The sequence below is a fragment of the Acinetobacter sp. GG23 genome, from assembly GCF_057766365.1.
Genome location: NZ_JBYMDJ010000002.1, coordinates 139,713 through 153,405, shown reverse-complemented (window position 1 = coordinate 153,405; position 13,693 = coordinate 139,713). Strand labels below are relative to the sequence as shown.

At 43.5% G+C, this 13,693-nt stretch carries 10 protein-coding genes and 1 riboswitch; all 10 genes read right to left on the bottom strand.

Features of this window, described 5'->3' with window-relative positions; all coding sequences use genetic code 11:
- The gene (gene recJ / locus AC3CAU_RS03825) at positions 1–1,704 is read right to left on the bottom strand and encodes a single-stranded-DNA-specific exonuclease RecJ (protein ID WP_424619091.1); all 1,704 of its coding nucleotides are present in this window, start codon (positions 1,702–1,704) and stop codon (positions 1–3) included.
- The gene (gene pdxH / locus AC3CAU_RS03820) at positions 1,705–2,361 is read right to left on the bottom strand and encodes a pyridoxamine 5'-phosphate oxidase (RefSeq protein WP_447053767.1); all 657 of its coding nucleotides are present in this window, start codon (positions 2,359–2,361) and stop codon (positions 1,705–1,707) included. It lies immediately after the preceding gene.
- Positions 2,362–2,370: 9 nt separating this feature from the next.
- The gene (glmM, locus tag AC3CAU_RS03815; RefSeq protein WP_447053768.1) at positions 2,371–3,702 is read right to left on the bottom strand and encodes a phosphoglucosamine mutase; all 1,332 of its coding nucleotides are present in this window, start codon (positions 3,700–3,702) and stop codon (positions 2,371–2,373) included.
- A 126-nt stretch (positions 3,703–3,828) separates the two neighbouring features.
- Positions 3,829–5,295 carry an IMP dehydrogenase gene (guaB, locus tag AC3CAU_RS03810; protein WP_131216817.1) on the bottom strand — a complete coding sequence of 489 codons (1,467 nt, stop codon included), beginning with the start codon at positions 5,293–5,295 and terminating at the stop codon, positions 3,829–3,831.
- A 176-nt stretch (positions 5,296–5,471) separates the two neighbouring features.
- Positions 5,472–5,837, bottom strand: a complete 366-nt coding sequence (locus tag AC3CAU_RS03805; protein ID WP_447053769.1) for a YkgJ family cysteine cluster protein — start codon at positions 5,835–5,837, stop codon at positions 5,472–5,474.
- Positions 5,838–5,932: 95 nt separating this feature from the next.
- The gene (locus AC3CAU_RS03800; RefSeq protein ID WP_447053770.1) at positions 5,933–6,730 is read right to left on the bottom strand and encodes an oxygen-binding di-iron domain-containing protein; all 798 of its coding nucleotides are present in this window, start codon (positions 6,728–6,730) and stop codon (positions 5,933–5,935) included.
- 179 nt (positions 6,731–6,909) lie between these two features.
- Positions 6,910–7,485: a TMEM165/GDT1 family protein gene (locus AC3CAU_RS03795; RefSeq protein WP_447053771.1), complete on the bottom strand. Its 576-nt coding sequence runs from the start codon at positions 7,483–7,485 to the stop codon at positions 6,910–6,912.
- A gap of 73 nt (positions 7,486–7,558) precedes the next feature.
- Positions 7,559–7,701, bottom strand: a riboswitch (yybP-ykoY riboswitch).
- A gap of 183 nt (positions 7,702–7,884) precedes the next feature.
- Positions 7,885–9,888: a 2-oxo acid dehydrogenase subunit E2 gene (locus AC3CAU_RS03790; RefSeq protein ID WP_447053772.1), complete on the bottom strand. Its 2,004-nt coding sequence runs from the start codon at positions 9,886–9,888 to the stop codon at positions 7,885–7,887.
- A gap of 2 nt (positions 9,889–9,890) precedes the next feature.
- Positions 9,891–12,593 (bottom strand): pyruvate dehydrogenase (acetyl-transferring), homodimeric type, encoded by a 2,703-nt coding sequence (gene aceE, locus AC3CAU_RS03785; RefSeq protein ID WP_447053773.1) that lies wholly within the window; start codon positions 12,591–12,593, stop codon positions 9,891–9,893.
- 329 nt (positions 12,594–12,922) lie between these two features.
- Positions 12,923–13,606 (bottom strand): M23 family metallopeptidase, encoded by a 684-nt coding sequence (locus AC3CAU_RS03780; RefSeq protein ID WP_447053774.1) that lies wholly within the window; start codon positions 13,604–13,606, stop codon positions 12,923–12,925.
- Positions 13,607–13,693: the final 87 nt, after the last annotated feature.

Below are 13,693 nucleotides of genomic sequence, written 5' to 3'. Positions count from 1 at the left end.
TTATTGTTCTAAATGTATGACACGCAGTTGTAAACTCACATTGCCATTGAATTCATTTTTATCGAGTTCATACACCAGTCGAACACTATCTTGCATGGCATCAAATTCGAATTTTTCACTGGCATTAAAGGCAATGGCTTCTACAATTTGACCGTTCTCTAAAGCCAAACGCAGTTTTAAATGGGTTTCTTTCAACCAGCGATAATCTAAAACCTTGAATACCCCTTCAAAAATCGGTGATGGAAATTTTTGTCCCCATGGGGTTAAATTTTGCAGCAGATCGACTGTATCAATTTGAAAAGTTGTTGTGGGTAATTCACCATCCGTCCATAAAGTGGCATAAAACAGCGATTCATCCATAGTCGAGATCAGTTGCTCAAAAACCTGTTTGAATTCTTCAAAATGCTTTTTCTGAATGGTTAAACCCGCTGCTGCGGCATGTCCGCCAAAGTGACTGACCAAATGCGGATGTTGTTCTGCAATGAGTTCAATCGCATCTCGAATATGCACGCCTTCTATTGAGCGTGCAGAACCTTTGATATGAATGCCATCATCATCAGCTGCAAAAACGATACTCGGACGATGAAACTGTTCTTTCAGACGACCCGCCACAATACCAATTACACCCTGATGCCAATGCGGTTCAAACAGAATTAAAGCCGCAGGTAAATCTGCCTGATCTAATTGCAAGGTTACTAATTCAGATAAAGCCTCTTGCTTCATCTGCGCTTCAACCTGACGACGTTCAACATTTAACTGATTCAACTGCTGTGCCAATGGATAAGCAGTTTGCATATCGATTGCAATGAGACATTCAATACCAATGTCCATGGTTTCCATGCGCCCAGCTGCATTAATTCGAGGACCAAGCACAAAACCTAAATCTAGGGCTTTGAGTTCGGACGGTTCTCGTCCTGCAATATCCAGTAAAGCACTTATCCCTGCGCGACATTGGTTTTGCTGAATCCGTTTAACTCCGGCATCCACCAAGATCCGGTTGTTATAATCCAGACTTGCCACATCCGCATATGTCCCGAGCGCCACCAGATCTAAATACTGTGCCACCTTGGAATTAGATTTCCCTAATTTACTTCGGTGGCTCGACAGGTTAGCAAGCAAGTAAAATGCAACTCCTACCCCCGCCAAGGCCTTGCTTGGAAATTCGCAACCCAATTGATTCGGATTAACAACAGCTTCGGCTTTAGGCGTTTCCTTGGTGGTCAGATGATGATCGGTAATAATCACCTGCATGCCATGTGCTTGGGCTTGCTCTACACCCGCATGACTGGAAATACCGTTATCGACTGTTATCAGCAGATCTGGCTGATAACGGGTAAATGCCAAATCTGCAATTTTGGGTGTTAAACCATAGCCATATTTAAAACGATCAGGAACCAAATATTCAACAGTAGCACCCATGTCTCGTAACGCTAATACCATTAATGCGGTACTGGTTGCACCATCCGCATCATAATCGCCAACAATGACAATTTTCTTCTCATCGTCTATAGCTTGATCCATAATTTGAATGGCTTGTTCTAAACCTTTCATATTGGGAGCAAGTAAATGTTTCAGTTTAAGTTGGAGTTCTTGTTCGGATTGCATACCACGGCGCGCTAAAATTTGCGCAATAAAGGGTGACACGCCCTGAATATTTTCAGGGCGTGTAATAAAAGGTCGTTGCTGAATCAGTGTTTTTGGCATTTAAGGCATGAGTCGTTGTAATTTCCATGTACCGTCGATTCTTTCATAACTTAAACGGTCATGTAAACGGTTTGGACGACCTTGCCAAAATTCGTAATAGTCGGGTACTAAACGGTAGCCACCCCAAAATTCGGGTTTGGCCAATTCTGTTTTGTCGCTTACCCGATCTTGCAAGGCCTGGAAACGCGTTTGCAATTCTTCACGACTGGCAATGACTCCACTTTGTGGCGTACTGATATGCGCTGCAATCTGGCTATCACGTGGACGTTTATGATAATAGTCGTTCGACTCTGCTAAAGAAATCTTTTCAACTTTACCACTGACGCGAATTTGGCGTTCCAATTCAGGCCAATAAAACAGCAGTTCCGCATAGGGATTTGCAATTAAATCTAAACCTTTTTGACTGTCATAATTACTATAAAAGTCATAACCCGCATGCGTTGCGCCACGTAATAATACGGTACGTACATGCGGACGACCTTGCGCATTTGCCGTGGCCAAATACATGGCATAGGGTTCATGCAATTTGGCATCTAAAGATGCGTTAAACCACGCTAGAAACTGCAAATGTGGATTTTCGTCCACATGTGCTTCATGTAATTCACCTTTTTGGTAACTTAAGCGAAGTTCGCTCAAATCTTTAATCACATCATTCATATGGTTTCCTTAAGCAGCATTGGTACGGACAGCATCTGCAAGATGGTTGGCTAAATCGGTCACTTCTTGAAGATCATCACCTTCCACCATGACCCGAATGACGGGTTCAGTGCCTGATTTACGAATCAGTAAACGCCCCCGACCTTTGAGCTGTTGTTCCGCTTTCTCAAATTCAGTCGCTAATGCAGGTACAGCATAAGGATCGAACATGGCATCTAAACGAACATTCACCAATACATTTGGCAATAAATGGAAGTCTGCAACCAACTCATGCAAAGCTTTTTTCTGTTCAACCATGACAGTCAACACTTGCAAGGCTGCAATAATCGCATCGCCTGTGGTGCTTTTATCTAAGGTCAGAATATGCCCGGATGGTTCACCGCCAATCACCCAGCCATTTTCATCCAGTGCTTGCAATACATAACGGTCACCTACATTGGCACGTACAAATGGAACTTGCGCTTTTTCGAGTGCCAATTCAAGGGCCATATTACTCATCACGGTACCCACAATTCCTGCAGGTTTATGGCTCGCTTGTGTCGCAAGAATATAAAGGATGTTGTCGCCATCGACCAACTGACCGTTTTTATCGACCAAAACCACCCGGTCTGCATCCCCATCAAAGGCAATGCCTAAATCTGCTTGATGTTCTAACACAGCTTTTTGCAGGCTCTCAGGATGGGTTGAACCGCAGCCTTCATTAATATTTAAACCTGTCGGTTCATTATGGATAGCAATCACGCCCGCGCCCAGTTCACGAAATACCGCAGGCCCCACGTTATAAGCTGCACCATTGGCACAGTCCACCACAATCTTTAAATTACTTAAATCGAAATGGTATGGGAATGTTGATTTACAGAACTCAATGTAACGACCGTTGGCGTCTTTGACACGAACGCTTTTACCCAAGTTTGCGGTATCTTCAATTTTTAATTCTTTTTCAAGTTCTCGATTAATTGCATCTTGAACTTCATCGGGCAATTTTTTGCCTTCGCTTGAGAAAAATTTAATCCCGTTATCAAAATAAGGGTTATGCGAAGCCGAAATTACAATGCCTAAACTGGCATGCAAAGCACGGGTTAAATGTGCGATGGCCGGGGTTGGCAATGGCCCCAATAAATGAACATAGACTCCAGCAGCATTTAAACCAGCTTGTAATGCAGATTCTAAAATATAGCCAGATAAACGGGTATCTTTACCCAACACAACAATAGGTTTTTTCTTATGACTCATTTGTTTTAAAACTTTACCTGCTGCAAAGCCTAGCTTAAGTGCAAATTCAGGTGTAATTGGAAGCTCCCCAAACTTTCCACGAATGCCATCTGTTCCGAAATAACTCATTTTTCACTCACTTCTTATATATGTGTGATGATATTCATCATCCAATTTTATCCGCAATTACTTTACACCAAAATCAAAAAAGCCGTCATATAAATGACGGCTTTTCATGGCTTGGATTACTAAAACTCAACCAACACGGTAGTTTGGTGCTTCTTTAGTAATGGTCACATCATGCACATGTGATTCAGACATACCGGCTGAAGTGATTTTTACGAATTTCGCATTTTGACGAAGATCTTCAATCACTGCAGAACCCGTGTAGCCCATAGATGAACGTAAACCGCCCATCATTTGGTGCACAATGTTGCCCATAGGACCTTTGTAAGGTACGCGACCTTCAATACCTTCTGGTACAAGTTTTTCCTGACCTGCTTTAGCGTCCTGGAAATAACGGTCAGCAGAACCCGTTGCACCGGCCATTGCACCCAATGAACCCATACCACGGTAAGCTTTATAATAACGACCCTGGAAGAATTCAACTTCACCAGGTGCTTCTTCAGTACCTGCCATCAATGAACCGACCATGATTGTGCTCGCACCGGCACCAATGGCTTTCGCCATATCACCAGAGAAGCGGATACCACCATCAGCAATTAAAGGAATCTGATCTTTCAATGCATTGGCAACACTATCAATAGCAGACATTTGCGGCATACCAATACCTGCAACAATACGGGTGGTACAGATTGAGCCAGGACCAATACCGACCTTAACCGCATCTGCACCTGCGTCAAGTAAAGCCAATGCAGCATCGCCAGTTGCGATGTTGCCGCCAATGACTTGAACTTGCGGGTAGTTGGCTTTAACCCAACGAACGCGTTCAATTACGCCTGCAGAGTGACCGTGTGCCGTGTCGACAACAATCGCATCCACACCGGCTTCAACCAATGCTTCAACACGTGCAGGGGTTTCAATTCCTGTACCTACTGCCGCACCAACACGCAGACGACCTAAGTCATCTTTACAGCTGTTTGGATAAAGCTCGGCTTTACGGAAATCAGTGACCGTAATCAAACCTTTTAATTCGTTGTTGTCGCCTACCACCAATACTTTTTCAATACGGTTTTTTTGTAATAAGGCCTGGATATTTTCTTTAGATTCGTTTTCACGAACAGTCACCAAACGGTCCTGACCAGTCATGATGTTGCTAACCGGCTGTTCTAGATTGGTCACAAAACGTGTATCACGACCCGTGACAATACCGACCACTTTGCCATCTTTAACAACGGGTACACCGCTGATATTGTTGGCTTGAGTAATCGCAATCAATTCACGAACCGTAGTTTCCGGAGTCACAGTGATAGGATCTTTCACCATCCCTGCTTCGAATTTTTTCACACGGCGTACTTCAGCTGCTTGAGCAGAAATATCCATGTTTTTATGCAGGATGCCGATACCACCGTTTTGCGCCATCGCAATTGCCATACGTGATTCTGTCACAGTATCCATTGCAGCTGAAACAAGGGGAATATTCAAATTAATGCCACGAGTAAGGCGTGTCTTTAGGGAGACATCTTTTGGGAGAACAGTTGAGTAGGCAGGGAGTAATAAGACATCATCGAAGGTTAGTGCTTCTTGAACGATGGTCAACATAACAGTCTCACTGGTAATTTCCGTGCGCTATTATAAACAAAAAATACAGGTTTATTCATGTTAATTTCAAACAGTCAGGCAAAATAAATTTACATGACTGAATATCTACAAGGTTTTTTGTTCAAAAACAGCCACTCTGCTGCATTATAAGGCTAAATATTTAATTTTATTGAATGTTAAACTACCTGATCAAAATCCTCATCATTGCCCGGTTCTGCCGTTTCAATAGCTATAAAGGGAATCATATTGTAGGCACGGCGGGCTTTATTACATTGTTCATCCGCAACCTGCACTTCTTTGCAGCTGGAACTGCGCACTGTGTAAATGGCACAACTGACCTGTTCACCAATTTTCCCCTCGAGTGCAGCACAATAAGGCTTTGCCTGATGGGTGCCTTGCATACACGAATAAACTGCGGTCAGTGGTTGTATATAATGTTCAGGCATGGCAATACCTTCCGCCCAATAAAATGAAACCCGGAAATGGGCACAACATGCCCCACAGCTCAAACATGCATCCTGCGTCGCGACTTGAGACAACATTTTTAAATTCTCGTCATCAAAGATTTAATTTTTAGACAGAAATATTAAAAAATGTTGCTTTTATACGCAACAAAAATCAGTGAACAGCAGAGATATTATTCAGGACAGGTAAATACCGTTTCATCCATCAAGTCGATTCCGCACTCTAAAGTTTCAATCCAGTCCAAGAACTGGTTAATCTGCTCTTTACCCATAAATGGCGTACCGTGCTGCGGCACAATCATTTCAATATCCATAGTACGCACCATATTTACCCAAAGACGAATTACCTTATTCGAACACATATAGCGCTGGTGAAAGCTTTTCATCTTTGGAATATGCGCTGCAAAGTTTTCCAATGGTTTAGCGGCATCCTCCACCATTGATGCTCCCATATCACCGGAAAATAAAATTTTTGCAATCGGATCATAAAACTGGAAATTGCCAACCGAATGCAGGAAATGGGCAGGAACAACAATAATACGCGATTCGCCCAAAGGAATGATTCCACCGTGGTCTGGTAATTCAATCAAGCGTTCCAACCATCCACCCTTCATTCGATCACTCATAAAAGCCGAATTTAAATGGGGTAAAAAACGCGCCCAGAGTTTAGATGCCACCACTTTGGCTTCGGTATAGACCAACCAACGTGGCATTGAGGTAATAATGTCAGGGTCTTGATGGGAAGCCATCACATAATCGAGATTGGTCAGACGGGTATATTTGTTCAGTTCCATGGTCAGTGGGACATAGGTTAAATCACCCCCTGGATCCAGCACTGCGGCACGTTCATGATCCAGAATTAGAAATTGATTGGCCTGAACGCCTTCACCTTTAACCAGACTGGTAAAGCTAATGCATTTATGCGTGCCATTATCAAATAACACTTGTGATGTAGTACGATCAAATGCCATAACCCATTCCCCAAAATATCGCTGTAAAATTGTATTTTAATGCCATACAACATATAGGGAATTATAATAATTTACAATCAACACATATCGAAATAACATCAGAATTATCAGTAAATTGTGCATATTTAGCCATAAAAAATCCCGACTAAAATGCCAGGATTTTTTATGACTATTCAACTTTAAAAAAAGTAATGCTGTACCAAAGTAGCAACACCAATGATCAAGAATATACTCGCACCAATCTTATGAATCAGTGGAATTGGCAGTTTATCAGCCAGCTTGTTCCCGACAAAGACTGCCGGCGCATTGGCAATCATCATCCCAAGGGTCGTGCCCAGCATCACCCAGAACACACTGTCAAAACGTGCTGCCAAAGCGACGGTCGCTACTTGGGTTTTATCGCCTATTTCTGCCAGAAAGAACAGCACAAAGGTGGCTCCAAACACGCCATATTTTTGCCATTTATTGATATTATCAGTTTCATCTTCAAGCTCGTCTGGAACAAGCATCCACAGGGCCATCGCGATAAAGCCAATGGATACAATCCACAGCAAGACATCTGGGCTAAGTACCGTGGTAATCCACTGGCCAAGCACTGCCGATATACCATGGTTCAATAGGGTCGCCAGTAAAATAGCAAACAGAATAGGAACAGGTTTTCGAAAACGGGCCGCCAGTAACAAGGCTAATAACTGAGTCTTATCACCCATTTCAGCAAGGGCAACAATAGCGGTAGAGATGAGCAGTTCATACATGTGATCTTTCTCTGGCTAGCAAAATTTGCCGATGACTTATCGCTCCTGCTAGCCAAAAATCTGCGGAGTGATAAATCAAAGGTCTTGCCAACAAAAAAAGCTTTGAGAAAAGCTGAATTGGTTCTTTGCTATGATGACCATGTTCTGTTGAACAATTATGTTGACCATCACCTTTTTACATTGCGTAAAAAGCGGCTACTCCCCAATGAAGTAAGTTGATTTTAATCGTAAAGCAGTTTTTTATCAAATCAATTTATTGTCTGCCTTTTAGAATAGGCGGTTAAAACAAATAAAAGCTCATCCTCAGATCGACAAGCGACTCAAAATATTTTAATACTCTGTGACAATAAAAAACCCTGCCGAAGCAGGGTTTATCTTATTCGCGCTTTAATGAGCTGATTAGAGCAATAAAGTGCGAATATCCGCTAAAAGCTTGGTCAATTTATGGGTGAAACGAGCAGCGTCAGCGCCATTAATCACACGGTGATCATAAGACAATGACAATGGCAGCATGAGGCGTGGATCAAAACTTTCACCATTCCACACCGGTTGCATGGTGGCAGGTGAAATACCCAAAATTGCCACTTGAGGCCAGTTCACGAGCGGTGTAAATGCTGTACCGCCAATTGAACCTAAACTGGTAATAGTAAAGTTCGCACCTTGTAAGTCTTTCGGTGATAATTTCTTCTCACGCGCCTTTTTACTTAACTCACCTAGCTCAATCGCAATTTGCTTAACCGATTTTTGGTCCGGATTACGCAGAACAGGAACGGTCAAACCATCAGGGGTTGCTACTGCAATCCCCATATGGATTTCATTGCGCAGCAATACAGACTTTTGATCATCCGCCAAATGACCTGCAAAATAAGGCTCTTCTTTTAAAAGATGCGCCAAGGCCTTGGCAATGAAAGCCAGAATGGTCAGACTAATCCCTTCTTTCTTAAAGTTGCCTTTCAACTCGCCTCGCCAAGCTTCAAGCTCGGTGATATCCGCTGCATCAAACTGCGTGACTTGCGGGATGAAATTATTCAATGACAATTGCGGTACAGAAACCTGCTGCAAGCGTGTCATGGCTTTTTCTTCAACACCACCAAATGCAGAGAAGTCTGGAAGTTTTGGCAGACCGGCCGCCTGCACAGCAGCAGCTACAGGAGCAGACTGCGGCGCAGTAAGGCGCGTTTTGACATAAGCTTTTAGGTCTTCTTTCATAATACGCGCATGCGAACCCGACGCTTTCACATCCGATAAAACCACACCCAATTCACGTGCCAGTTTACGCACAGCAGGACCAGCATAAACTTTCGAGTTGGCTGCATTCTGCTCTTTGGTTAGCTTGTCTGCATTATCAGATGTCACTGCCGTTGGAACAGAAGGAACAGGTGCCGTTTCTACTTTTGTAACGGCTGCTTTCGGTGCTTCAGTTTTGGCTGAAACAGGTGTAGCATCTGCTTGCGCTTCAGCTTGAATCGTAATCAGTGCAATGCCTTCAGAGACGTTTTGACCTACTTCAACGTGAATTGCTTTAATCACGCCTGCTGTAGAGCTAGGTACTTCAACCGTGGCTTTATCAGACTCTACCACGATGATACTCTGGTCTTTTTCAACCGTATCACCGACCTGAACCAGAATTTCAGCTACAGCCGCTTTGTCTACACCTAAGTCAGGTACAGTCACTTCGATATCACCCGCAGGTGCTGCTGTAGTTTGAGGCGCTGCGACTGCTTTTTCTTCTGTTGCCGGTTGAACAGCTTCAGCTTTAGGTGCTTCTGTCTGGGTTTGCGGTGCAGAAACAGCCGTTTTCACTTTCAGAATGACCACACCTTCTTTAATGATGTCGCCTTCTTTAATCTCGATAGATTCTACCGTGCCCGAAACCGTACTTGGAACTTCAACAGTCGCCTTGTCTGATTCCACTACCACGATGCTTTGATCGACATCGATTTCATCACCGACAGACACCAAAATTTCACCCACAGTGGCTTTTTCTACGCCAATATCAGGTACTTGGACATCTACGACTTGTGAAGCTGCTTGAGTTGCAGGAGCAGCTGAAGCTTTTGGCCGATGCGAAGACAGTTCTTGCATGATTTCATCGTCAGGCAATGAAGTTGGCGTATTTTCTGAAGTTTTTTGCGAAGCATCTGCCTGTTGAATTTCAGTGGCTGCATCTGCTCCACCTTCTGCTTCAAGCTCGACTAAGGCTGTACCTTCCGTAACCTCATCACCTTGGCTCACCAAAATGCTTTTCACCACACCTGCTGAAGTGCTAGGCACTTCAACAGACGCTTTGTCAGACTCAAGCAAGACAATGCTTTCATCAATTGCAATCGTGTCGCCCACTTTAACGAGAATTTCAGCAACAACGGCTTTATCTACACCAATATCGGGAGTCGTAATTTGCATACTTATTTCTCCTCTTTATAGTCAGCAACAGGAAGTACAGATGGTGTTACTTGAGGAGCCCAAGCTACTGGACGGTCTGTATCCAGCTCAAAGCTAGAGATGGCATCTTTAACCAAACGTGCATCAACTTCACCTTCATCAGCCAGTTTCTTCAATGTTGCAACCACAATGTGAGCAGCATCTACACCGAAGTAGCTACGCAAGTTACCTCGTGTATCCGAACGACCATAACCGTCAGTACCCAATGCTACAAATGGACGGTTGTCTGGAAGATAACCACGGATCTGTTCACTGTAAGCACGCATATGATCTGTTGCAGACACCACAATACCTTCGGTACCGCGTAACTGTTTCGATACCCATGCTTCTTTCACATCTTCAGCCAGTGGGTGCAGGCGGTTGTATTCTTCACATGCCATACCGTCACGAGCAAGTTCATTGAAGCTGGTAACGCTGTAGACATTCGAGTGAATTTGGTATTCCTCACGAAGGATTTTCGCCGCCTTGATCACTTCACGCAGGATCACACCTGAACCTAATAACTGAACAGTGGCTTTCTCATCTTCTTCGAGTAAGTACATCCCACGCTTGATGCCTTCTTCAGCACCTTTTGGCATTTCAGGATGCTCGTAATTCTCATTCATTACGGTAAGGTAGTAGAACACGCGCTCTTGATTCACATACATACGCTGTAAACCGTCATGTACAATCACAGCCAACTCATAACCGAAACACGGGTCATAAGAGACACAGTTTGGAATAGTATTGGCCAAGATATGTGAATGACCATCTTGGTGTTGTAAACCTTCACCGTTGAGCGTTGTACGACCTGCGGTTGCACCTAGCAAGAAGCCTTGTGCCTGTGCATCGCCTGCTGCCCATGCAATATCACCTATACGTTGGAAACCGAACATCGAGTAGTACATGTACATTGGAATCATAGGCAAGTTATTGGTTGAATAACTGGTTCCCAACGCCGCCCATGCACTCATTGCACCTGCTTCGTTAATCCCTTCTTGTAGCATATGTCCGTCTTTAGCTTCACGGTAATGCATCAGCTGTTCTTGGTCTTCAGGCGTATATTTTTGACCATGCGCGGCATAAATACCGAGCTGACGGAACATCCCTTCTAAACCAAAGGTACGTGCTTCATCTGGAACGATCGGCACAACGCGGTCTTTAATCGCTTTCTCTTTAAGAAGAGCAGAGATTAAACGTACCATCACCATGGTGGTCGATTGTTCTTTACCGTTTGAACCGGCTAAGACCGAATCAAATACAGATAACTCAGGAATCGCCAATTGTTCACTTTCTTTACGACGTGCCGGCAGATAACCGCCTAATGCTTCACGGCGCGCCTTCATGTATTTCAATTCAGGGGAATTTTCACTTGGACGGTAGAACGGTACTTCTTCAAGCTGTTCATCCGTGAAAGGAAGATTGAAACGGTCACGCACGTATTTCAAAGAATTGATTTGCATTTTCTTGATTTGGTGGGTTTTGTTGACTGCTTCGATTTCCTCAGACAAACCATAACCTTTTACGGTTTTCGCCAGGATCACTGTTGGCTGACCTTTGGCTGTACATGCTTCGGCATAGGCTGCAAATACTTTGTATGGGTCGTGACCACCACGGTTCAGATTATCAATATCTTCGTCACTTAAGTCTTTGACCAGCTCTTTGGCTTCCGGATATTTGCCAAAGAACTTTTCACGCGCATATGCGCCACCCTTCACTTGATAACGCTGGAAATCACCATCGACGGCTTCTTCCATCACTGCCTGAAGTGCACCGGTAGTATCTTTATCCAACAGCGGATCCCAATGACGCCCCCAAACCACTTTAATGACACGCCAGCCTGCACCACGGAATAAAGATTCAAGTTCCTGAATAATCTTGCCGTTACCACGCACTGGTCCATCCAGACGTTGCAAGTTACAGTTCACCACCCAAATCAGGTTATCAAGCTTTTCACGACCTGCTAGTGAAATTGCCCCCAAGCTTTCAGGCTCATCCATTTCACCATCGCCCAAATAGGCCCAAACCTTGCGGTCTTCTTCCTTAATCAAGCCACGATTCATCAAATACTTCTGAATGTGCGCTTGATAAATCGACATAATTGGACCCAAGCCCATAGATACTGTCGGGAACTGCCAATAATCTGGCATCAAGTAAGGATGTGGGTAACTTGGCAGGCCGATACCGCCAACTTCACGACGGAAATTATTTAAATGATCTTCAGTTAAACGGCCTTCCAAGAAAGAGCGGGCATAAATACCTGGTGCACAGTGACCTTGGTAATAGATCATGTCGCCGCCAAAGTGATCACTATTGGCACGGAAAAAATGGTTAAAGCCCACATCATATAGTGTTGCAGAAGAGGCAAAGCTGGCCAAGTGACCACCTAAATCGTCCCCGGTCTTATTCGCACGAAGTACCATAGCCAATGCATTCCAGCGAATTAAAGCGCGAATTCTGCGCTCCATATCCTGATCACCCGGCATTGCAGGTTGCTCTTCAACAGAAATGGTATTGCGGTAAGGAGTATTTAGACGCTGAATGGGAACATGAGTAGCAATTGCGCGTTGGTAAAGTTTTTCGAGTAAAAATGCCGCTCGCTCCGTTCCCATGTGTTGTAGAACCGAGTCAAAAGCATCTTGCCATTCTTGGGTTTCTTGCGCGTCAGTATCGCCATAAAACGCCATATTCCACCTATTCATTGAGCCTATTTATATTCTCTATATGTAACATACTTTAGGTAACTTCAGTTATTGTCACAGCTGAATACGGAATAGCACTATTATTTATATAATAAATACCTATTGACCATTCTTTACGCAATAAAACAAAAAACCGCCAATAAAGGCGGTTTTCTATACAATAAGTATTTGATGCAGTGATATTATCAAATTTAAAAGTTTTAGCAGCTTTTTTTACTCTACTCTTTAAATGAATTACCACACTCTTTAACTAACGTTACAACTCTTTAAATTAAAACTGACAGAATAAGTTTTAGAATTTGTCATACTCAGTGTTATGGCAACATTGCTAAATAAGCTGACGGATTTTTACGCTGACCATCTTTGACTACTTCATAATGTAAGTGTGGACCGGTACAACGACCAGTGCAGCCTACATTGGCAATATGTTCACCTGCTTGTACCTGATCACCAACACGAGCAATTAAACGAGAGGCATGCGCGTAACGGGTTAAATAGCCATTACCATGGTTAATTTCAACGTATTGACCATAACCGGTGCCCCAACCAGATTTTGTTACTACACCTGGACCTGTTGCATAAATAGCAGTACCACTTGGTGCAGAAAGATCTAAACCTGAATGATTTTCAGCACGGCCACCCATGGTACGACCACCATAAGATGAGCTTACGCGTTTCATATCAGGCAGCGGATGAGCTACCAACCACGAGTAAGGATTGTTAGAATAACTTTTTGAGGTGCTTGAACCGTATTTTTTTGCAAGCGATTCATTGTTCAATTCAACAGTTTTTTCACGTAATTTAACTCTCATTCTAGTTTCAGCAGGAATATCAATATCATTTGATTCTGCGTAAGAACCTTGAGCTAAGGTACGGGTCAATTGTTCAATACGATCTGTTGATCCGTCGTTAGAATTGAGCTCTACCAAATCAGCGAACGCTACAGATGCGGCAGACGCTGCCAATGAAAACGCTAATAAAATACGTCTCGTATGCATAAAAAACCTCTTTTAACTGTTCTTAGTTAATGTCCTTGCGTGATCTCTTCCTTGATATCTACTGAAAGGAGCGCATAAGATTAAGAC

Coding starts and splice junctions, on each gene's coding strand:
- AC3CAU_RS03780 (WP_447053774.1), bottom strand. CDS start 13,606: ATGCATACGAGACGTATTTTATTAGCGTTTTCATTGGCAGCGTCTGCC.
- aceE (WP_447053773.1), bottom strand. CDS start 12,593: ATGGCGTTTTATGGCGATACTGACGCGCAAGAAACCCAAGAATGGCAA.
- AC3CAU_RS03800 (WP_447053770.1), bottom strand. CDS start 6,730: ATGGCATTTGATCGTACTACATCACAAGTGTTATTTGATAATGGCACG.
- glmM (WP_447053768.1), bottom strand. CDS start 3,702: ATGAGTTATTTCGGAACAGATGGCATTCGTGGAAAGTTTGGGGAGCTT.
- AC3CAU_RS03795 (WP_447053771.1), bottom strand. CDS start 7,485: ATGTATGAACTGCTCATCTCTACCGCTATTGTTGCCCTTGCTGAAATG.
- AC3CAU_RS03805 (WP_447053769.1), bottom strand. CDS start 5,837: ATGTTGTCTCAAGTCGCGACGCAGGATGCATGTTTGAGCTGTGGGGCA.
- recJ (WP_424619091.1), bottom strand. CDS start 1,704: ATGCCAAAAACACTGATTCAGCAACGACCTTTTATTACACGCCCTGAA.
- guaB (WP_131216817.1), bottom strand. CDS start 5,295: ATGTTGACCATCGTTCAAGAAGCACTAACCTTCGATGATGTCTTATTA.
- AC3CAU_RS03790 (WP_447053772.1), bottom strand. CDS start 9,888: ATGCAAATTACGACTCCCGATATTGGTGTAGATAAAGCCGTTGTTGCT.
- pdxH (WP_447053767.1), bottom strand. CDS start 2,361: ATGAATGATGTGATTAAAGATTTGAGCGAACTTCGCTTAAGTTACCAA.